At 40.5% G+C, this 21801-nt stretch carries 14 protein-coding genes, 2 tRNA genes, 5 rRNA genes and 1 riboswitch; all 21 genes read right to left on the bottom strand.

Features of this window, described 5'->3' with window-relative positions; genetic code table 11:
• Window positions 1-19: 19 nt before the first annotated feature.
• Window positions 20-1666: a SpoIID/LytB domain-containing protein gene (locus HYG86_RS13605; RefSeq protein WP_213166133.1), complete on the bottom strand. Its 1647-nt coding sequence runs from the start codon at window positions 1664-1666 to the stop codon at window positions 20-22.
• A 205-nt stretch (window positions 1667-1871) separates the two neighbouring features.
• Window positions 1872-2954: an anti-sigma-I factor RsgI family protein gene (locus tag HYG86_RS13600; RefSeq protein ID WP_213166132.1), complete on the bottom strand. Its 1083-nt coding sequence runs from the start codon at window positions 2952-2954 to the stop codon at window positions 1872-1874.
• Entirely contained in the window at window positions 2944-3627 is a 684-nt protein-coding gene (gene sigI, locus HYG86_RS13595) for an RNA polymerase sigma-I factor (RefSeq protein WP_213166131.1), read from the bottom strand. The genes HYG86_RS13600 and sigI overlap by 11 nt, the downstream gene beginning before the upstream one ends.
• A gap of 61 nt (window positions 3628-3688) precedes the next feature.
• Entirely contained in the window at window positions 3689-3874 is a 186-nt protein-coding gene (locus tag HYG86_RS18460; protein WP_425489245.1) for a DUF2905 domain-containing protein, read from the bottom strand.
• A gap of 17 nt (window positions 3875-3891) precedes the next feature.
• On the bottom strand, window positions 3892-4911 hold the full coding sequence (gene ruvB, locus HYG86_RS13585; protein WP_213166130.1) for a Holliday junction branch migration DNA helicase RuvB: 1020 nt from the start codon (window positions 4909-4911) through the stop codon (window positions 3892-3894).
• Window positions 4912-5511 (bottom strand): Holliday junction branch migration protein RuvA, encoded by a 600-nt coding sequence (gene ruvA / locus HYG86_RS13580; protein WP_213166129.1) that lies wholly within the window; start codon window positions 5509-5511, stop codon window positions 4912-4914. It lies immediately after the preceding gene.
• The gene (gene ruvC, locus HYG86_RS13575) at window positions 5508-6011 is read right to left on the bottom strand and encodes a crossover junction endodeoxyribonuclease RuvC (RefSeq protein WP_213166128.1); all 504 of its coding nucleotides are present in this window, start codon (window positions 6009-6011) and stop codon (window positions 5508-5510) included. The genes ruvA and ruvC overlap by 4 nt, the downstream gene beginning before the upstream one ends.
• Before the next feature lie 88 nt (window positions 6012-6099).
• Window positions 6100-6876, bottom strand: coding sequence for a hypothetical protein (locus HYG86_RS13570; RefSeq protein WP_213166127.1), 777 nt, complete (start codon window positions 6874-6876; stop codon window positions 6100-6102).
• A 51-nt stretch (window positions 6877-6927) separates the two neighbouring features.
• Window positions 6928-7650, bottom strand: a complete 723-nt coding sequence (locus HYG86_RS13565; RefSeq protein ID WP_213166126.1) for a YebC/PmpR family DNA-binding transcriptional regulator — start codon at window positions 7648-7650, stop codon at window positions 6928-6930.
• A 256-nt stretch (window positions 7651-7906) separates the two neighbouring features.
• On the bottom strand, window positions 7907-8644 hold the full coding sequence (gene nadE, locus HYG86_RS13560; RefSeq protein WP_213166125.1) for an NAD(+) synthase: 738 nt from the start codon (window positions 8642-8644) through the stop codon (window positions 7907-7909).
• Complete coding sequence (locus HYG86_RS13555; RefSeq protein ID WP_213166124.1) at window positions 8622-9095, bottom strand: 2-thiouracil desulfurase family protein; 474 nt, start codon at window positions 9093-9095, stop codon at window positions 8622-8624. Before HYG86_RS13555 ends, nadE begins: the two co-directional genes overlap by 23 nt.
• 169 nt (window positions 9096-9264) lie before the next feature.
• Complete coding sequence (locus tag HYG86_RS13550; protein WP_213166123.1) at window positions 9265-9945, bottom strand: DUF2225 domain-containing protein; 681 nt, start codon at window positions 9943-9945, stop codon at window positions 9265-9267.
• Between the two features lie 688 nt (window positions 9946-10633).
• Window positions 10634-10748 (bottom strand): 5S ribosomal RNA (rrf, locus tag HYG86_RS13545).
• A gap of 98 nt (window positions 10749-10846) precedes the next feature.
• Window positions 10847-13821, bottom strand: a 23S ribosomal RNA gene (locus tag HYG86_RS13540).
• 392 nt (window positions 13822-14213) lie between these two features.
• Window positions 14214-14289: transfer RNA gene (locus HYG86_RS13535), tRNA-Ala, on the bottom strand.
• A 292-nt stretch (window positions 14290-14581) separates the two neighbouring features.
• Window positions 14582-16105: ribosomal RNA gene (locus HYG86_RS13530) — 16S ribosomal RNA — on the bottom strand.
• Together the 16S, 23S and 5S rRNA genes with 1 tRNA gene alongside form the textbook arrangement of a ribosomal RNA operon.
• A gap of 752 nt (window positions 16106-16857) precedes the next feature.
• Window positions 16858-17469, bottom strand: coding sequence for an ECF transporter S component (locus HYG86_RS13525; protein ID WP_213166122.1), 612 nt, complete (start codon window positions 17467-17469; stop codon window positions 16858-16860).
• 119 nt (window positions 17470-17588) lie between these two features.
• Window positions 17589-17715: riboswitch (FMN riboswitch) on the bottom strand.
• A gap of 49 nt (window positions 17716-17764) precedes the next feature.
• The gene (locus HYG86_RS13520; protein WP_213166121.1) at window positions 17765-18301 is read right to left on the bottom strand and encodes a GNAT family N-acetyltransferase; all 537 of its coding nucleotides are present in this window, start codon (window positions 18299-18301) and stop codon (window positions 17765-17767) included.
• A gap of 110 nt (window positions 18302-18411) precedes the next feature.
• A tRNA-Asn gene (locus HYG86_RS13515) sits at window positions 18412-18486 on the bottom strand.
• Window positions 18487-18491: 5 nt separating this feature from the next.
• A 5S ribosomal RNA gene (gene rrf / locus HYG86_RS13510) occupies window positions 18492-18606 on the bottom strand.
• 88 nt (window positions 18607-18694) lie between these two features.
• A 23S ribosomal RNA gene (locus HYG86_RS13505) occupies window positions 18695-21669 on the bottom strand.
• Window positions 21670-21801 lie beyond the last annotated feature (132 nt).

Below are 21801 nucleotides of genomic sequence, written 5' to 3'. Positions count from 1 at the left end.
CCTCTTTCGTATATATATTTTAGTTTGCTCTAATAGTAACCCCTGTATAATAATATTTCAATATTTCGTCATATTTATACCCTTCGTCACCCATTCTCTTTGCTCCCCATTGACTCATACCAACACCATGACCCCAACCGCTTCCCTTAAAGTTAACTCTAGTAGGAACTGCACTTACCTGGGTTACCTTGCCATCTGAGTCTAGAACATAAAGATTTGAGCTTCCTTGGAGATCAGTTACTGTTCCATTGGTGTTAAGCACCCTTTGGGAGTTAATATTGCTTACAGAATGGCTCTTTCCATTAGTCTCAATTAGTGAATAGACAGCATCTAACTCCACATCAAACATTCTACTCCAAAATCTTTCTGATGTTGGTATAGACGTACTTGTTGGATAAAGTAAGTTCCATATCTGTGTATTATTTAACGTGACTTTTCTACCATCTGTGGCGTGTATTGTCATGGATGTAACTCTAGTAGGTGTGCCATTGGATGACATTTTAGTAAGGGTTACATCAGAAATAACAAAGTTCGATGGTATGTGGTTTGCTGAAACTAGCTTATCTTTAAAGCCTTGTCTTCCAAAGGCATCAACGCCTGTTATAACCGTATTATATCTCCATGAATCTAGTGCAGATCCACTCCTAGTAGAAAATGGATCTGGCTTGCCCCTTAAGTAGGATAAGGTTCCTCCCCATACATTCTCACTATTTTCTGTATGCCCTCCACTGTGGGAGTGATACACTGCATCTATGGCAATTCCATTTGCTACTATTATTTCCCCTTTTGTTCCATTTATGGCATTTAATACATTTGTTGTTTCGTAGCTTGCACTAAATCCATGGTAAACTTGACTGTTTACTGTATTGCACACGTTAAAATTTTGAGAACTGAATTTATTCCAATTCCTTATAGCGTATGTACGGGCAGCCACTGCTTGGGCCTTTAAAGCTTCAACATTCCAGCTAGGAGACATTTCATAGGGTACAACACCCCTTAGATATAGCTCTAAGTTGAGTTGATTTATAACCCTAAAATTATTTGAAATCATATTGATTTCCATAAAGCCTCTGTATCTTTGTGAGTTACTATTGTAAAGGCGTATGAATTCACCTTCTGAGTGTATTTGTATCCCATGTCTAGCATCTAGTTGTCTATAATAGAAAACTGGCCCTATACCTGTGACACTGGTTTCAACAAAACCTGTTATGGGCATTGTGTTGTTTGATAGGTCTGGAATTACTTGAGAAATTGCTGAGTATTGGTTAGGCTCAACAACAGCATACCATATTATATCGTATACTAATATTGGATTAAAACCAATACCTTTTAAATCAGATATTTGTTGTTGGACAGCCTGTAGGTTGTTGCTAGAGAATACGGGCAGAACGTTTTTTGAACCTGTTCTATTGACGTCTATATTTAGATTGCCCCCATATTGACCTACTGTATATGTTTCTGTCCCATCTGTCAACTTTAAATATGTATTAACATCAGTGGAGAGTGTAACATTAGCTCTTGCGGTGCTTCCAAAGTAAAGCCCCACTCGGATTTCACGTTCCGCTGCTTGGACGATTTGTATTGCGTTATTTGTTGGTAGTATAGAGCTGCAGATAAATAATACGATAAGTACCATAGAAATTTTCGTGATTAAGTTTCCTTTCATTTATAAACTCCTCCCAGATGTTATTCATTATATTTAAATTCGACATTTTTTTATTTAATCCTGCAAGATGAGAAATATTTCAACTTCATTCTACATGCAAATGCTGGAAGATAATAGGTTAATTATGTAATTAAACTGAGTTAGAAATGTTGCCAGGAAATTTAAAAAGAGCACTATTTTAGTGCTCTTTTGAGGAAGTGATCTATTATTCATTATTGGATCGGTTAGTGTTATTATTCTTATTCCCGTTGTTATTGTTTTTGTTGTTATTATTGTTGTTGTTATTGTTGTTATTGCTGTTATTGTTATTGTTGTTATTGTTGTTATTGTTATTATTATTGTTATTATTATTGTTATTATTATTATTATTATTATTATTATTATTGTTATTATTATTATTATTGTTATTATTATTGTTATTATTATTGTTATTATTATTGTTATTATTATTGTTATTATTATTGTTATTATTATTGTTATTATTATTGTTATTGTTTTGATTAGAATTGTTTGATGGTTTTTCTTCTTCATTCTTTTTGTTATTATTTCGATTATTTCGTGCTTCTTTAACTATTTCTTCCACATCTAGACCCTTGTCCTTAAGGGTTTTGTTAATACCTTTTTCTTTTAATTCTTGTTTATCTACACCCACTCCCTTTTGAGTGGTTATTTCTCCTATCATTTGTTTTCCTGTGGATACACCATTCTCTATGCTTTTTTCTCTTTGCTCTATGTTTGCGGGTATTATATAGGGCTTAGCGTCTACTTCATTGGATTCTAAAGCTTTTTTGATGCTTTCATTGGTTTTTTCATCTAGTTCTTCGCTATTTTTAACAGTTGTGGCTATAGTTGTCAGTACTAAATTAGGCTCTTCAATAAATAGCCCTTCTTTTTTTAGGTTTGAAACAATCTCAGCTAACACTTCATCCAGATGTTTACCTATAATACTTAGTTCTTTAGATATTTCTTCCCCCCTTTTATTGAGGCCATTAACCTCCAAAACCTTATAGTTCTTGTCAATGGCTAATTCAAAGGAAGGATTTATGTCTATGGTGATATATCCATATATGGATGTTGTAAATACAGAGGAAATAAGGAAAAACAGTAGCAGACTTGCAGCTAGTGGCATTATAAATCTATGGTAATTTGTGTTTTTGTTAATAGTGATTTCATCGCCTATTTTTATTCTTGGGTATTTCCTATGAGGTACATTATAAAATTCTCCACCTTCAAGAAGAAAGGTTAAGGTACCATTTTTTTGTGCCATCAGCACGCCTTTAACTTTCAATTTTACTCCCCCCTATATATTCTTTCAAATACTGATAATCCTGTGAAAGTATAATGACCAGCACTATTATATACCTTCTATGTCGCTCTAGTGTTTTACGTTTTACGTCCAGTAATAGTTCTAATTCTTTTAGTGGCAAAACCTTTTTTGAGTATATTTTATGGAGTATATTTTCATTTTCTAATATTTTCTTGGCTAGTGAAATAAGGTTTTCACGGGTATCTTTGTGTTTTGGACTTACTTCCCCTAAGTCATAAAAATTAATGTTATATTCTCTGAGGATAGCTGCTAGTTCTTTAATTTCTTCTCGAATGTTCTCTCCTCTAGTTGTGTCAACATGGGCTTGTATGGCATGTCTTTTTTCGGCTAATACAATACCATTTGTTCCGTTTTCATCTGTTTGCAGTGAGCTAAAAGGAATCTCTTTTTTCTTTTTACGGAAATAGTCAATAAGCCTACCCCTTATCACAGTGTGGCAAAATGTGGAAAATTTTGCCCCTTTACCTTTATCATATTTATCTATGGCTTCATCTATGGCGGAGAGGCCTATACTATATTCATCTTCACTGATGGATAGGTCTTTCCCTGTAAGTTTGTAATATACTGAGCCTACCAGTGAAGCGTTTTTTTCTATTATTTTATTTCGAGTGTCATTTAGATTATTTTGCTGCACCGGTGTCACCTCTCTTTTATTTCATTCGAAGTAAAGATAATTTTTAGAGGGGTCGCCCCCTCTAACGTAGTAATCTAATTATTAAATTTAGAATAATAGAGATCAAAATCATGGTTGTAATTGGTAAAAATACCGTTGTGTTGTTACCCCTATAGACTATATCCCCTGGTAGTCTAAAAAGTGGTGGTAGTTTTCCCCCTAGGGTTATGTAGATTCCTACTGCTACAATTATTAATCCAATAATTATTAGTGATTTTCCGTTTCCTAACAGTTATCATCACCCTTTACTTTAAATTGGTCTAGTCTTCCTAGGTGCCTATATCCTCTTTCTGTTACAATTCTACCCCTTAGTGTTCTATTTATTAAACCTATCTGTAGAAGAAAGGGTTCGTACACATCTTCTATGGTTGTTACCTCTTCGCTTATGGTTGCTGCTAGGCTCTCTATCCCAACTGGGCCTCCGTCAAAGCAGTCTATAATGGCTTCAAGTAAACTTCTATCGGTTTTATCTAGACCCAGTTCGTCTATCTCTAAAAGTTCTAATCCCTTTTGAGCGGTTAGTAAGTCCACCTTGCCATTACCTTTTACTTGAGCAAAATCCCTTACTCTCTTTAAGATTCTATTGGCTATCCTTGGGGTGCCCCTAGATCTTCGGGCAATTTCAGTTGCTCCTTCTTCATCTATTTGTAAACCTAAGATACTACTTGCTCTCTTAATTATTTCAGTTAGCTGATCTTGTTGGTAGAACTCAAGCTTAGACATAACGCCAAATCTATCTCGCAGTGGAGAAGAAAGTGAACCAGCCCTTGTTGTTGCACCAATCAACGTGAAAGGCGGTATATCTATCCTAACAGACTGTGCACCTGGCCCTTTACCAAGCATAATATCCAAGGAAAAGTCCTCCATGGCGGGGTATAGTATTTCTTCAACCACACGATTTAAACGATGAATTTCGTCAATGAATAGCACATCAAATGGCTGCAAACTTGACAAAATGGCTGCTAAATCCCCTGCCCTTTCAATGGTAGGGCCTGAAGTTATTTTGAACCCTGCACCCATTTCGTTGGCCACAATATTGGCTAGGGTAGTTTTCCCTAGCCCCGGTGGTCCATAGAGTAATACATGATCTAATTGTTCATTTCTTCTTTTTGCAGCTTCAATAAATATAGACATGTTCTCTTTTACTTTTGTCTGCCCTATATAATCAGATAGTGATTTAGGTCTCAGGGAAAGCTCTGTATTATCTTCTTCTTGAACCTTTGCAGATACAATTCTACCTTCCATCTATCTTCCCCCTAGGCCTTTTTCTTTTAGTACTAATTTTATAATTTCGCTGACATCTGCGGCACCACTATTTGCCATGTTTTTAACAATTTGCTCAACTTCATTTCTTTTATATCCTAGACCAATTAGCCCCTCTAATGCTTGGTTTACAACATTGGAGGCCCCTGTACTTGAAGCCTTTTGTGTGGTTTGAATAAGTGTTTCTTCCTTAAACTTATCCTTTAATTCTAGCACAAGCCTTTGGGCAGTTTTTTTGCCTATGCCTGACACTTTAGTAAATATCGTATAATCCTCTGATTGTATTCCAGTTAGTATCTCAGTTATGGATAGTTGGTTTATTATACCCAGACCACTTTTAGGTCCAATTCCAGATACGGTTATACACTTTTTAAAAACATCTAGTTGCTTTTTTTCTATAAACCCATATAGGGTGATTCCGTCTTCTTTAACATGCTGATATGTATGTAGAAAAATTTCTTGTCCTTGTTGATGGGTAATTGTTATGGTTGGTACAAACACTCTATAGCCGATCTGTCCACAATCCACCACTACATTGTCTTCTTCTAGACTGTGTAGTATTCCCCGTACAAAAGCTATCATTTTATTACCCCCTGTTGTGTTATAGTATTAAGACTGGAAAAATTCCTATGACAAATTGCGATTGCAAGGCCATCCGCTGCATCATCAGGTTTAGGTATATCGTTTAAGTTTAATAACGTTTTGACCATGATCTGTACCTGTTGTTTTGATGCTCGCCCATATCCCACAACTCCTTGTTTTACTTGCAAGGGAGTATATTCATACAGGGGTATTTCCTCTTGTAATACTGTTAGTAAAATTACCCCCCTTGCCTGTGAAACCGCAAATGCCGTTTTTGTATTCTTATTAAAAAATAATTCCTCAACGGCCACAACATCTGGTTTATATATGTCTAGCAGTTTTTTTAGAGAGTTAGCCACACAAAGTAGCCTATCTGTGTAACATATTGAACTTTCTGTCTGGATTGTTCCATAGTCGATAGCTTTTGTTTTTCTATTTTCTATATCTATTACCCCAAAGCCTACTATTGCAAGGCCTGGGTCTATTCCCATTATTCTCACAGTCATCCCTCCTTTTATAATTTTATACCAAACTTATGTTTTGTACAACAGGGTAAACAAAACTAAACCCGACAAGTATTTGTCGGGTTTAGTGGTTACCAGCATATGCCTCTATTAAGTCTAACATTTCTTCGTAGTTAGTAAATTTTGGTTTCTCATCTATTAGTATAAAATGTAAGTCACTTCTCACTGTAAGATTCGTAAATATAAACAGAGGATCCTGCCCATTTACAGGCTCTGATAGGTAGACTCCAAAGGAGTTTTCATATATCCCTATATAAAAGATTTCTTCACCCATCTTGATACCTTGAGAGTATTCTTCCTCTTTTTCTTTATCTATAAATAAAACTTCTTCTGATATGGTTTTTATAATATTATTTTTTTCAGGGAGCCCTTGATAGAAGGATAATTGTTCATTTTCATAAACCATAAAAACGTAGTCCTCGTCCTTACAAAGATCACATTGTTCAATCTCATATTGAATAATTACTTCCTTAGTGGTAAACAACTTTATTGGGTCATAGTCACTATCAAGGTTTAAGCGACTTACTAAAAAACCTTTTAAATCCTGTTGAATCATATGACCATTTCTTCGAATTTCATCTGCTAGTTCTTGATTTATTATGTCCCTTTGGTTTGTGCAATGTATACACTTTTCTATAACAGTGATTTCTGTTGTAGGTGTTATATATACAGGCTGAGTAAATGGCGTTTCGGGGGTAGTTGTATCCGTTGTTGGCAATATTATCAATATACCGAAGGTTACTAAAACCAATACAAATATCCCTAGCAGAGAAATAACTAGAATCTGTGATCTTTTTAGACTTTTTAACTTGTTATCATCATTATTTTTATTTTTAAACATATAAAATCACCCTTTGGGCTATTATCCCCACAGGGTGATCCATTATACATGTTACATTTCAAAATTTGAGTAAACATTTTGCACATCACCATGGTCTTCAAAAATATCCAGTAATTTTTCCATGGTTTCCGCATCTTTTCCTTCAATTTTTATTGTGTTTTGGGGAATTCTTGTAACTTCCTCCATAACAAAATTATATCCCCTATCACTTAGAGTATTTTTAACTTCTTCAAAATCCTCTGGTACAGTTATAATTTCTATACTGTCTTCTTCTATTTTTACATCTATTGCACCAGCTTCAAGGGCTTCTAACATGATTTCTTCTTCGTCTACTTCATCTGTTTTTTCAATTACCAATAAACCTCTTCTATCAAACATCCATGCAACACAACCTGCTTCACCTAGACTTCCTCCGTTTTTTGAGAAAATATGTCTTATTTCAGGTGCTGTTCTGTTTCTATTGTCAGTTAATATTTCTAAAAATACTGCAGCTCCCCCTGGGCCATAGCCTTCATAAACTACTTCTTCATAGTTTTCTCCCTCTAATTCCCCTGAGCCACGCTGTACAGCTCTTTTTATGTTGTCATTGGGCATATTGTTGACCCTCGCCTTTTGTATGGCAAGCTTTAGTTTGAAGTTGGCTTCTGGATCTCCTCCACCTTGTTTTACTGCTACCATTATTTCTTTAGCAATTTTGGTAAAGACCTTGCCCCTTTGAGCATCTGCTCTACCTTTTCTATGTTTTATATTAGCCCACTTAGAATGGCCCGCCATAAGTAATTCTCTCCTTTCAAATAAACCAAAATAATTCTTTCTCTATTTTAGCATATTTAGGAGAGTATTTGAAGAGTATGTCAGTTAGGGGTCAGGGTTAATTTAATTTGCATAAGCCAAATACGAAATAATATATTTCCATATAAATGAAAAAAGCCACACGGGGATGTGGTTTTTTCGGGGGTTTTAGTTTTGTTGGTAACTAGATTATACAACACTAATGTTACCATTAAATCAAAATTTGCTTACATATTTATTACATTTTATTAGTTAAGAGTGCTATGTCTCTGTACTTTGCAAAAGTGTTCCTCTTATGTTCAGTAGTTTTGTAGAGCCTCTCTACTTTTTCAATTACTTCTGGGGATCCTTCACCGGTTAAAATATAATTATCAACATCCGCATATTTTAAACCAAGCTCTTCCTCGTCGGTTTGACCTTCCCAAAGACCAGCTGATGGAGGCTTATTTATTATTTCCTTTGGAATATCTAACGCATCTGCCATGGCAAATACCTGGCCAACTGTTAAGTCGGAGATGAGGTTAATGTCACATGCCCCATCACCATGTTTTGTAAAATATCCTAAAACGATTTCAGTTCTATTTCCAGTCCCTAATACTAAGGCGTTCTGTGATTGAGCAATGGCATACAATGTAGTCATTCTAAGCCTTGGCTTTATATTGGCCTTTGAAAGATCATTTATTCCTACAGGAATGGTGTTTAATAAGTCGTCGTATGTACTAGAAAGATCAACCACAGTATACTGAATACCGAGACTTTCACATAAAATTTTACCGTGTTCTGTATCCATAGGCATACTATGACAAGGCATAATAACACCGAATGTAGTATCTGGAAATGCTTTTTTTGCTAGGGCAGCTTCAACTGCACTATCCTTCCCTCCACTTATCCCAAGAACAATACCGTTAGCTCCTGCCTTTTCAACATACTCTCTTAAGAAAGTAACTCTGTTTTCAATTTCCTTTAAGTAATCCATAAATATCCTCCTTTTCTGAAACAACTTTAACATTATTTATAGTCAGTAATGCCGCTGTTACTCCCATGCCATTTATTTTAGTACCGGAGAAATCACCACTATAAATTTTTTTACTTCCACATGATGGGCTATTGGACTTTAATAGAGCGAGTGTGCAATTGCTTTCTTTGCATATTTTTAGAGTTTCGTACGCACCTTTAATAAACTCTTTTGTAACATCGTGCTCTTTTATATTTTTTACCTTTGCTTGTCCTTTTAATACTGAAAAACCGTCACCTCCTACAATTTCTGCAGGCTCCCTAGGAGTGCTTAATCCACCTAATACTTCAGGACATACTGATATAATTCTCATTTTGTTACTTAGGGACAATATTCTCTCGTCCTTATTGTGACCACCGTTATACTTACAACGATTTCCTAAAAAACAGCTACTAACTAGTAAATTTTTCATAATTATACTATACCATTTTAGTTGAGTAAAGTAAAAGGTGAAATAATTAAGCATTAGAGTTTTAAAAGCTTTAAGGTTACTACGCAAGAAAGCCCAGAACCGTATTGTATGTTTAATACGTGAAGATTCTGGACTTCGGGTTAGTAAAGATTGTTTTTTAAGTGCGTATTTATGCTTTTTTTAACTCATTTCTTACATCCTGCCATCTATCCCTAGCTTGGTTCACTATTGCCTTGTGAAGCTCCTTTGTTTCATGCTCAGTAACTTTATTAAACCACTTTATGGCTTCGTCATAATCTCCAACTCTCGCACTTAACTCTCCTAATAGATAGATGATGTTTATTTCAGGACTTTCATAGCCTCTTAGCCCGTCATTTTCATATGCATTTAAGTAAAGATTTCTGGCAATGGTAAGAAATTTTAGTTCCTCTTCTTGCTTTTTTTGATATCTATATAGCCATCCTAGACGTAATGCTAGACCTGCAGTAACCCAACTTTTCTCATCAACTATCTTAGCTGTAAGCAGTGCTAGTTTGTTAGCTTCCATTGCAGCACCTAGGTTTCGTGCAAAAGAATACTTTTGCCTCTTGTACCAGTTCTCTGTGACCTTTTGCCTAAATATCTCCCGTTTATCATCTGATATTTTATTACTAAAATTATTAGTAAAAGCAAATCCACAGTCAGGACAAACAAATACCTCATAAAAGTATGGGTTTGCAGCATCCTTATAGTAAGTACAAAAATCTGAGTCTTTATGTGTTACTATACAATTTTTTGACCTAACTTTTAATGATTCAAATTGTTTTTTACAGTTTAAGCAATCTTGCTTAGTAGAGTATAAGTAGCTCACAACAATCAGTACCCCTTTACCTATTTTTAATGTATTTTTTATTAATTCGACATAAAGGAAAAATTTCCTTTATTTTGGGATAATTACTGAATCATAGGTAAAGGTAGGGGGAGTAGGTATGTTTTTAGGGGTCAGCAATCAGCAGTCAGGAAAAATATAAGTTCAAAGGAGCCTAGCGGGGAATTTTAAAAGAGATTACGCGGATCACGGGGAATCTGGGGTTAGTTTTGGAGGATTAGAATGAGTAATTTAAAATATTAGCCACTAATGGCACTATTAAATAGGTCAAGAATTTACACTAACTTACACAAAAAAGTAAAAACCTTTATAGTGAATTTAGTGTAGGGATTTTTAGTGCAGTTAGTGGGAGTGTTTAAGTATTTTTAATCTTTTTAGTGAGATCTTATTAAAAAGATTTTCAGTGTTATCAGTGGCAAATGTTTTGCTTGTGTTATGTAAAACCACAAAAGATTAGCTATAGTAAAATTTTGAATGTCAGGTCCCCACAAGGGGAACCCCTACAAATTCAAAACCTCATCCAATAGCTTTGTTTTAACACTGAGGTCTTCCTTGTTGCAAAGCAACACCTGTTGCCGAAGGCAACCCTGTCAGCGAAGCTGAACCTGTTTGCCAAAGGCAAAACCTACACGAAAAAAAGCACAACTCATTTGAGTTGTGCTTTTTAAGTACCTAGCGACGTCCTACTCTCCCAGGGGGTAACCCCAAGTACCATCGGCGCTGAAGAGCTTAACTGCGGTGTTCGGAATGGGAACCGGTGTATCCTCTTCGCCATCATCACTAGATGAAACTATCACACTAAATTCATAGCAAGGTTTTCAAAGGTTTTATTCTTAAAGTTTTTCCTGACTGCTGACTACTGTCAGCTGACAGCTTAAATATTTAGGTCAAGTCCTCGACCGATTAGTACTAGTCCGCTGAAGGTATTACTACCCTTACACTCCTAGCCTATCAACCAGATAGTCTTTCTGGGGTCTTACTTCCTTACGGAATGGGAAGTCTTATCTTAAGGGGGGCTTCGCGCTTAGATGCTTTCAGCGCTTATCCCGACCAAACTTGGCTACCCAGAACTGCCATTGGCATGACAACTGGTACACCAGAGGTTCGTCCATCCCGGTCCTCTCGTACTAAGGACAGCTCCTTTCAAACTTCCTGCGCCCGCGACAGATAGGGACCGAACTGTCTCACGACGTTCTGAACCCAGCTCGCGTACCGCTTTAATGGGCGAACAGCCCAACCCTTGGGACCTTCTTCAGCCCCAGGATGCGATGAGCCGACATCGAGGTGCCAAACCTCCCCGTCGATGTGGACTCTTGGGGGAGATAAGCCTGTTATCCCCGGGGTAGCTTTTATCCGTTGAGCGACGGCCCTTCCACTCGGTACCGCCGGGTCACTAAGCCCGACTTTCGTCCCTGCTCGACTTGTAGGTCTCGCAGTCAAGCTCCCTTCTGCCTTTACACTCTTCGAATGATTTCCAACCATTCTGAGGGAACCTTTGGGCGCCTCCGTTACTCTTTAGGAGGCGACCGCCCCAGTCAAACTGCCCACCTGACACTGTCCTAGTACCGGATAACGGTACACAGTTAGAATTCCAGCACTTTAAGGGTGGTATCCCACGGGTGGCTCCAGCAACACTGGCGTGCTACTTTCTCAGCCTCCCACCTATCCTGTACATAAAATGCCAAAACTCAATATCAGGCTACAGTAAAGCTCCACGGGGTCTTTCCGTCTTGTCGCGGGTAACCTGCATCTTCACAGGTACTACAATTTCACCGGGTCCTTCGTTGAGACAGTGCCCAAGTCGTTACGCCATTCGTGCGGGTCAGAACTTACCTGACAAGGAATTTCGCTACCTTAGGACCGTTATAGTTACGGCCGCCGTTTACTGGGGCTTCGGTTCAAAGCTTCGCTTGCGCTAACCTCTTCCCTTAACCTTCCAGCACCGGGCAGGCGTCAGCCCCTATACTTCATCTTTCGATTTAGCAGAGACCTGTGTTTTTGCTAAACAGTCGCTTGGGCCTATTCACTGCGGCCTCTTCTAGCTTAAGAAGTAAATTCTCTCACCATAATGAGGCACCCCTTCTCCCGAAGTTACGGGGTCATTTTGCCGAGTTCCTTAACGAAGGTTCTCCCGAGCGCCTTAGGATTCTCTCCTTACCTACCTGTGTCGGTTTGCGGTACGGGCACCTTACTTCTCGATAGAGGCTTTTCTTGGCAGTGTAGGATCAGTTAGTTCCCCTCATTCGGGTCCCCTTCACTCCTCAGGATTATGAGTCGACGGATTTGCCTATCTACTCTCCCTAAAAGCTTGGACGCACATAACCAACAGTGCGATAACCTACCTTCCTGCGTCACCCCATCTCTCAAACGAAGTTTGGTGGCACTGGAATCTCTACCAGTTGTCCATCGCCTACGCCTTTCGGCCTCGGCTTAGGTCCCGGCTTACCCTGAGAGGACGAGCCTTCCTCAGGAAACCTTAGGTTTTCGGCGAAGATGATTCTCACATCTTTTTTCGTTACTTATACCAGCATTCTCACTTCTATTCGCTCCACTGCTCCTTACGGTACAGCTTCTGCGCAAATAGAACGCTCCCCTACCATGATTTACATCATCCATTGCTTCGGTGATAAGTTTGAGCCCCGTTACATTTTCGGCGCAGGATCACTTGACCAGTGAGCTATTACGCACTCTTTAAATGGTGGCTGCTTCTAAGCCAACATCCTGGTTGTCTGTGCAATCCCACATCCTTTTCCACTTAACTTATACTTTGGGACCTTAGCAGATGGTCTGGGCTGTTTCCCTCTCGACTATGGACCTTAGCACCCATAGTCTGACTCCCGGAAAACAAATATGTGGCATTCGGAGTTTGACTGAGTTCGGTAACCTGGTAAGGCCCCTAGCCCAATCAGTGCTCTACCTCCACTATTTTATTCCGAGGCTAGCCCTAAAGCTATTTCGGGGAGAACCAGCTATCTCCGAGTTCGATTGGAATTTCTCCGCTACCCACAGCTCATCCCCTAATTTTTCAACATTAGTGGGTTCGGGCCTCCATTTTGCGTTAACAAAACTTCACCCTGGCCATGGGTAGGTCACCCGGTTTCGGGTCTACGCAGCCAAACTTCACGCCCTTTTAAGACTCGGTTTCCCTTCGGCTCCGTGGCTTTACCACTTAACCTTGCTTGACTACGTAACTCGCTGGTTCATTCTACAAAAGGCACGCCATCACCCGCGTATGGGGCTTTGACTGTTTGTAGGCACACGGTTTCAGGTTCTTTTTCACTCCTCTTCCGAGGTTCTTTTCACCTTTCCCTCACGGTACTGCTTCACTATCGGTCGCTAGGTAGTATTTAGCCTTTGGAGGTGGTCCTCCTAGATTCCAACGGGGTTTCACGTGTCCCGCTGTACTCGGGTGGCAATTAGGTAGGGTTAATCTTTTCAACTACAGGGCTTTCACCTTCTACGGCCTGTCTTTCCAAACAGTTCGTCTAAAATTAACTTTTGTAACTACCTTGATATCCTGCAAGATACCACAATTGCTCCCTCAACCCACATGTAACAACGATTGCAGTCTTACATCACATGTGTTTAGGCTCTTCCCATTTCGCTCGCCACTACTTAGGGAATCGATTATTCTTTCTCTTCCTCGGGGTACTTAGATGTTTCAGTTCCCCCGGTTGCCTTCTACTACCCTATGTATTCAGGTAGTGATACTATGGTATTAACCATAGTGGGTTGCCCCATTCGGAGATCCACGGGTCAAGGCTTGCTTACAGCTTACCGTGGCTTTTCGTAGTTCGCTACGTCCTTCTTCGGCTCCTAGCGCCAAGGCATCCGCCGTGCGCCCTTAGTAACTTGACCAAATTTGTAAACATGCTTTTCGTTTGCAAATAACGTGTTCTATTTTTACAAAAAATGCTTCACTTTTGTAAAAATGGAAACGAACATTATTAGTACAAACCTGCATAGTTTACTAGATCATTTATTGCTCTAAGAACACTCTTTGTTTTTCGTTAACTAAATTAATAGTTAACTAACCTTTGCTTATTGAATTTCGTGTGTAGTTTTCAAAGATCATATATTTAAAAATGCATAAGCATTTTTAAAGCGTTGTTATTTTGGATCGATCCTTAAGAAGTCGTTCTGCAAACTCTTAGTCTTTTAAGATCAAGAGCTTTGCAAAGGCGAACATTCTTTGCAAAAAGGTATCGGGTCCTTTTTTGGTAAATTCTAAAGCGAAGCTTTAGAATTAGTGGTGGAGATGAGCGGGATCGAACCGCTGACCCCCTGCGTGCAAGGCAGGTGCTCTCCCAGCTGAGCTACACCCCCACATTTGTGAAAGAAAATTAATTCTTTCAAAATTAAACAGCACTTTTGCAAACAGTGATTTTCTGTTTGCAAAAAACGTGTTCTAGTTTTGCAAAAAATGTTCACTTTTGCAAAACTGGAAACGTACATACCAGTTCTTTTGAGTTGTGATTTTGTTTTGTAAATTAAGGTACGTATCCATTTTTACAAGGTGAACATTCTTGATAAAAATGAAGTACGATGCTGACTAAAGCATAGCTTTAGCAGCGATAAGAAGTAGATATCGCTTAATGCGATATCAGTGTCTCCTTAGAAAGGAGGTGATCCAGCCGCACCTTCCGATACGGCTACCTTGTTACGACTTCACCCCAATCATCTACCCCACCTTCGACGGCTGCCTCCTAAAAGGTTAGCCCACCGGCTTCGGGTGTTGTAAACTTTCGTGGTGTGACGGGCGGTGTGTACAAGGCCCGGGAACGCATTCACCGCGACATTCTGATCCGCGATTACTAGCAACTCCGACTTCATGTAGGCGAGTTGCAGCCTACAATCCGAACTGAGACCTGTTTTAAGGGATTTGCTCCAGATCACTCCTTCGCTTCCCGTTGTTCAGGCCATTGTAGCACGTGTGTAGCCCAGGACATAAGGGGCATGATGATTTGACGTCATCCCCACCTTCCTCCGGTTTATCACCGGCAGTCTCTCTAGAGTGCCCAACATTACTTGCTGGCAACTAAAGATAAGGGTTGCGCTCGTTGCGGGACTTAACCCAACATCTCACGACACGAGCTGACGACAACCATGCACCACCTGTCTCTCTGCCCCGAAGGGACACTATTATCTCTAATAGCTTCAGAGGATGTCAAGTCCTGGTAAGGTTCTTCGCGTTGCTTCGAATTAAACCACATGCTCCGCTGCTTGTGCGGGCCCCCGTCAATTCCTTTGAGTTTCAATCTTGCGATCGTACTCCCCAGGCGGGGTACTTAATGCGTTAACTGCGGCACAGAGGGTATCTAAACCCCCTACACCTAGTACCCATCGTTTACGGCGTGGACTACCAGGGTATCTAATCCTGTTTGCTCCCCACGCTTTCGCACCTCAGTGTCAGGTACAGTCCAGAAAGTCGCCTTCGCCACTGGTGTTCCTCCTAATATCTACGCATTTCACCGCTACACTAGGAATTCCACTTTCCTCTCCTGTCCTCAAGTCCAGCAGTTTCAAATGCATTACGGGGTTGAGCCCCGCATTTTAACATCTGACTTACTAGACCACCTACGCGCGCTTTACGCCCAGTGATTCCGGACAACGCTTGCCCCCTACGTATTACCGCGGCTGCTGGCACGTAGTTAGCCGGGGCTTCCTCCAGAGGTACTGTCATTATTCATCCCTCTAGACAGAAGTTTACGACTCGAAAGCCTTCATCCTTCACGCGGCATTGCTGCGTCAGGGTTGCCCCCATTGCGCAATATTCCCCACTGCTGCCTCCCGTAGGAGTCTGGGCCGTGTCTCAGTCCCAGTGTGGCTGATCGTCCTCTCAGACCAGCTATCCATCGTCGCCTTGGTAGGCCGTTACCCTACCAACTAGCTAATGGACCGCGGGCCCATCCTACAGCGATAAATCTTTCCTCCATAAACCATGCGATTCATGAAGCGTATCCGGTATTAACATCAGTTTCCCGATGGTATCCCGATCTGTAGGGCAGGTTGCCCACGTGTTACTCACCCGTCCGCCACTAAGTTTAGTAAAAAGCAAGCTTTCTACTAAACTCCGTTCGACTTGCATGTGTGAGGCATGCCGCCAGCGTTCGTCCTGAGCCAGGATCAAACTCTCCATTAAATTGAAAAGTTATATCATTCGCAGTTCGCTATTGGCAGTTAGCAGTTAGCTAAATACTAATAACTTAATGCGTTGATTACTGACTTCAGACTTTCGTCTGGCCTCAGGTGAACTTCGTTCACCCATGTAATCACTTTAAACTCAAATTCGAAATTAACTTTTACCAAGTTGTATTTCTTATGGTATAGTGCTGTTCAATTTTCAAAGAACTGTCTGCTCGTGCTACTTTTTTTTTCATCACCTCTCGGCGACAAAAACTATCTTATCATTTTTGACCTATTTTGTCAACACTTTTTTATTTTATTTTTTTCAAAGTGTTGTTTGCCTATATTGTTACTTTAGGCGTTTTTTATTTTGAATATTAAAATGTTGCTTGTGTTAAGCAACGAAGATTACTATACCATTAATTATTTTATTGTGTCAATGTAAATTACTGTATATTTTATAAAAAATTTTAGGTCCATAGGAGCCGAACGCAGAATATTAAAAGAGATCACGGGGATTCTGGGGTTAGTTTTGAGGGTTAGGATGAGGATTAAAAACACTAGCCACTAATGACACTACTAATTAAGTCAAGAATTCACTAACTTACACAAAAGATTTTATTGATTTTAGTGTCAGTTAGTGTAGAGATTTTTAGTGAATTTAGTGGCAATGGTTCAGGTCACCACAAGGGGAACCCCTACAAGTTCAAAGAAGTATGTATTGATGCTACATATAAAAAGAGCCGAGAAATCTCGGCTCTTAGGGTGTTATTTATTTAATAGCGGGGCAACTTTTTTATAGATTAAAAGAGTAATAGCGCTAACAGTTACTCCTTTAAATAGATTAAATGGAGTTATTCCCAAAATTATTAATGTTCTCATATCAACTATGTTCTTATTAACAATTGTTCCCATACCAATGATAGCCTCAGTAGAGAACCCCATAACTTTTGCATAAAACGGGATAATCATATAGTAGTTAGAAAGTGCTCCAGCAATAGTCATAGCTATTGTACCTACTGCCAATCCTAACAATGCACCTTTTTTTGTCTTATTGTATCTGTATATTAGGGAAGCTGTTAGTACATAAGATGTACCTATAATAAAGTTTGATAGCTCACCTACACCAAATGTTTCTGTTTTAAATAAATGAATTATGTTTTTTACAAAAATAACTCCCACTCCCGCAACTGGACCTAGAGAGAATCCAGCAATCAGTGCAGGTATTTCACTAGGATCCCACTTTAAAAACCCTGGGGCAAAAAAAACAGGGAAATTAAGTGCATAGATAAGAAATGCTATTCCTCCTAATAATGATACTTTGATCAAAGTTTTGATGTTTACTCTTTTTTTATTGTTTACTTTTGAAACAATTTGCATGGTAAAATTCCTCCTAATATTTTTTTATTAGGAAAAAATAAATAGACCCTCGATATATATCAGGGGTCCAATAAATTCAAATTAACCGATGAGGTACACAAAAAAAGTACTCACCTATAATTTATCTTCTTCCATCCAGACTTTACTGTCGGCCCTGGAGTTTCACCAGAATCAGCTCTTTCTCTAAAGAAAGAGGTCGCGGGCTGTACCGCCGGTCGGGAATTTCACCCTGCCCTGAAGATATATATCACTATTTAATTTTCCTAATTAGATTATACCATATTGATGATTAATATCAATAGTTTTTTTCAATTAATCCATAAATCATTAGGTCATGAAATCTGCCATTATACATTTCGGCTTTTTCTAGCTTGCCCTCTAAACTAAACCCTAACTTTTCAGCTATGTTTATACTTTTTGTGTTTTCAGCGGCACAGCGGATTTCTAGTCTGTTTAATTTTCTTTCATTAAATAGGCTGTTGATAACAGACTTTAGGGATTTAGTTACATATCCTTTACCTTGATACTGTTCACCTAAATAATAACCTAGCTCTGCCTTTTTACAGTTTTTATCTATATTTATAATACATATAGCTCCCACTAGAGTATGTTCCACCCATATTCCCATATGTACTTCAAAGCCTTGAGAAAATTTATTTAGAGCCTTTACTATAAATCGTTCACAGTCACTAGTCGAATTAAGGACCTTAGCAAATTCCAACCAGTGTTCTAGGTAAGACCTATTATTTTCAATTAAATCATATAGTTCCTTTCCGTGGTGTTTTTCAAGAAGTTTTAGTTTTATATTATCATCCACAGGGTAATAGAACAATGCACTCATCTCCGATTTATATAGTAAGTAGTATTTTAGCCGGAAATGGAAGGAGTATGCGTAATGCAAAAAAACCGTTCAGATAATCTGAACGGTTTAGTTTATAAAATTGGCTCCTCAGGTAGGATTTGAACCTACGACCTACCGGTTAACAGCCGGTTGCTCCACCACTGAGCTACTGAGGAATATTACCTAGCGACGTCCTACTCTCCCAGGGGGTAACCCCAAGTACCATCGGCGCTGAAGAGCTTAACTGCGGTGTTCGGAATGGGAACCGGTGTATCCTCTTCGCCATCATCACTAGATGAAACTATCACACTAAATTCATAGCAAGGTTTTCAAAGGTTTGTTCTTAATTGTTAATTGTCAATTGTTAATTGTCAATTGGTTTTTTAGGTCAAGTCCTCGACCGATTAGTACTAGTCCGCTGAAGGTATTACTACCCTTACACTCCTAGCCTATCAACCAGATAGTCTTTCTGGGGTCTTACTTCCTTACGGAATGGGAAGTCTTATCTTAAGGGGGGCTTCGCGCTTAGATGCTTTCAGCGCTTATCCCGACCAAACTTGGCTACCCAGAACTGCCATTGGCATGACAACTGGTACACCAGAGGTTCGTCCATCCCGGTCCTCTCGTACTAAGGACAGCTCCTTTCAAACTTCCTGCGCCCGCGACAGATAGGGACCGAACTGTCTCACGACGTTCTGAACCCAGCTCGCGTACCGCTTTAATGGGCGAACAGCCCAACCCTTGGGACCTTCTTCAGCCCCAGGATGCGATGAGCCGACATCGAGGTGCCAAACCTCCCCGTCGATGTGGACTCTTGGGGGAGATAAGCCTGTTATCCCCGGGGTAGCTTTTATCCGTTGAGCGACGGCCCTTCCACTCGGTACCGCCGGGTCACTAAGCCCGACTTTCGTCCCTGCTCGACTTGTAGGTCTCGCAGTCAAGCTCCCTTCTGCCTTTACACTCTTCGAATGATTTCCAACCATTCTGAGGGAACCTTTGGGCGCCTCCGTTACTCTTTAGGAGGCGACCGCCCCAGTCAAACTGCCCACCTGACACTGTCCTAGTACCGGATAACGGTACACAGTTAGAATTCCAGCACTTTAAGGGTGGTATCCCACGGGTGGCTCCAGCAACACTGGCGTGCTACTTTCTCAGCCTCCCACCTATCCTGTACATAAAATGCCAAAACTCAATATCAGGCTACAGTAAAGCTCCACGGGGTCTTTCCGTCTTGTCGCGGGTAACCTGCATCTTCACAGGTACTACAATTTCACCGGGTCCTTCGTTGAGACAGTGCCCAAGTCGTTACGCCATTCGTGCGGGTCAGAACTTACCTGACAAGGAATTTCGCTACCTTAGGACCGTTATAGTTACGGCCGCCGTTTACTGGGGCTTCGGTTCAAAGCTTCGCTTGCGCTAACCTCTTCCCTTAACCTTCCAGCACCGGGCAGGCGTCAGCCCCTATACTTCATCTTTCGATTTAGCAGAGACCTGTGTTTTTGCTAAACAGTCGCTTGGGCCTATTCACTGCGGCCTCTTCTAGCTTAAGAAGTAAATTCTCTCACCATAATGAGGCACCCCTTCTCCCGAAGTTACGGGGTCATTTTGCCGAGTTCCTTAACGAAGGTTCTCCCGAGCGCCTTAGGATTCTCTCCTTACCTACCTGTGTCGGTTTGCGGTACGGGCACCTTACTTCTCGATAGAGGCTTTTCTTGGCAGTGTAGGATCAGTTAGTTCCCCTCATTCGGGTCCCCTTCACTCCTCAGGATTATGAGTCGACGGATTTGCCTATCTACTCTCCCTAAAAGCTTGGACGCACATAACCAACAGTGCGATAACCTACCTTCCTGCGTCACCCCATCTCTCAAACGAAGTTTGGTGGCACTGGAATCTCTACCAGTTGTCCATCGCCTACGCCTTTCGGCCTCGGCTTAGGTCCCGGCTTACCCTGAGAGGACGAGCCTTCCTCAGGAAACCTTAGGTTTTCGGCGAAGATGATTCTCACATCTTTTTTCGTTACTTATACCAGCATTCTCACTTCTATTCGCTCCACTGCTCCTTACGGTACAGCTTCTGCGCAAATAGAACGCTCCCCTACCATGATTTACATCATCCATTGCTTCGGTGATAAGTTTGAGCCCCGTTACATTTTCGGCGCAGGATCACTTGACCAGTGAGCTATTACGCACTCTTTAAATGGTGGCTGCTTCTAAGCCAACATCCTGGTTGTCTGTGCAATCCCACATCCTTTTCCACTTAACTTATACTTTGGGACCTTAGCAGATGGTCTGGGCTGTTTCCCTCTCGACTATGGACCTTAGCACCCATAGTCTGACTCCCGGAAAACAAATATGTGGCATTCGGAGTTTGACTGAGTTCGGTAACCTGGTAAGGCCCCTAGCCCAATCAGTGCTCTACCTCCACTATTTTATTCCGAGGCTAGCCCTAAAGCTATTTCGGGGAGAACCAGCTATCTCCGAGTTCGATTGGAATTTCTCCGCTACCCACAGCTCATCCCCTAATTTTTCAACATTAGTGGGTTCGGGCCTCCATTTTGCGTTAACAAAACTTCACCCTGGCCATGGGTAGGTCACCCGGTTTCGGGTCTACGCAGCCAAACTTCACGCCCTTTTAAGACTCGGTTTCCCTTCGGCTCCGTGGCTTTACCACTTAACCTTGCTTGACTACGTAACTCGCTGGTTCATTCTACAAAAGGCACGCCATCACCCGCGTATGGGGCTTTGACTGTTTGTAGGCACACGGTTTCAGGTTCTTTTTCACTCCTCTTCCGAGGTTCTTTTCACCTTTCCCTCACGGTACTGCTTCACTATCGGTCGCTAGGTAGTATTTAGCCTTTGGAGGTGGTCCTCCTAGATTCCAACGGGGTTTCACGTGTCCCGCTGTACTCGGGTGGCAATTAGGTAGGGTTAATCTTTTCAACTACAGGGCTTTCACCTTCTACGGCCTGTCTTTCCAAACAGTTCGTCTAAAATTAACTTTTGTAACTACCTTGATATCCTGCAAGATACCACAATTGCTCCCTCAACCCACATGTAACAACGATTGCAGTCTTACATCACATGTGTTTAGGCTCTTCCCATTTCGCTCGCCACTACTTAGGGAATCGATTATTCTTTCTCTTCCTCGGGGTACTTAGATGTTTCAGTTCCCCCGGTTGCCTTCTACTACCCTATGTATTCAGGTAGTGATACTATGGTATTAACCATAGTGGGTTGCCCCATTCGGAGATCCACGGGTCAAGGCTTGCTTACAGCTTACCGTGGCTTTTCGTAGTTCGCTACGTCCTTCTTCGGCTCCTAGCGCCAAGGCATCCGCCGTGCGCCCTTAGTAACTTGACCAAATAAATGCTTACGCATTTGATCGTTTATTGCTCTAAGAACACTCTTTGTTTTTCGTTAACTTGTTACAGTTAACTAACCTTTGCTTATTGAATTTCGTGTGTAGTTTTCAAAGATCATATATTTAAAAAT

The sequence above is a fragment of the Alkalicella caledoniensis genome (genome assembly GCF_014467015.1).
Classification (GTDB): Bacteria; Bacillota; Proteinivoracia; order Proteinivoracales; family Proteinivoracaceae; genus Alkalicella; species Alkalicella caledoniensis.
Note: the sequence above shows the minus strand (reverse complement) of the source record. Positions and strands in the feature narration are given on the sequence as shown.

Excerpts from the sequence above, each read along its gene's own strand:
- HYG86_RS13605 (WP_213166133.1), bottom strand. The coding sequence starts at position 1,666 with ATGAAAGGAAACTTAATCACGAAAATTTCTATGGTACTTATCGTATTA.
- ruvB (WP_213166130.1), bottom strand. The coding sequence starts at position 4,911 with ATGGAAGGTAGAATTGTATCTGCAAAGGTTCAAGAAGAAGATAATACA.
- ruvA (WP_213166129.1), bottom strand. The coding sequence starts at position 5,511 with ATGATAGCTTTTGTACGGGGAATACTACACAGTCTAGAAGAAGACAAT.
- HYG86_RS13570 (WP_213166127.1), bottom strand. The coding sequence starts at position 6,876 with ATGTTTAAAAATAAAAATAATGATGATAACAAGTTAAAAAGTCTAAAA.
- HYG86_RS13565 (WP_213166126.1), bottom strand. The coding sequence starts at position 7,650 with ATGGCGGGCCATTCTAAGTGGGCTAATATAAAACATAGAAAAGGTAGA.
- nadE (WP_213166125.1), bottom strand. The coding sequence starts at position 8,644 with ATGGATTACTTAAAGGAAATTGAAAACAGAGTTACTTTCTTAAGAGAG.
- HYG86_RS13555 (WP_213166124.1), bottom strand. The coding sequence starts at position 9,095 with ATGAAAAATTTACTAGTTAGTAGCTGTTTTTTAGGAAATCGTTGTAAG.
- HYG86_RS13525 (WP_213166122.1), bottom strand. The coding sequence starts at position 17,469 with ATGCAAATTGTTTCAAAAGTAAACAATAAAAAAAGAGTAAACATCAAA.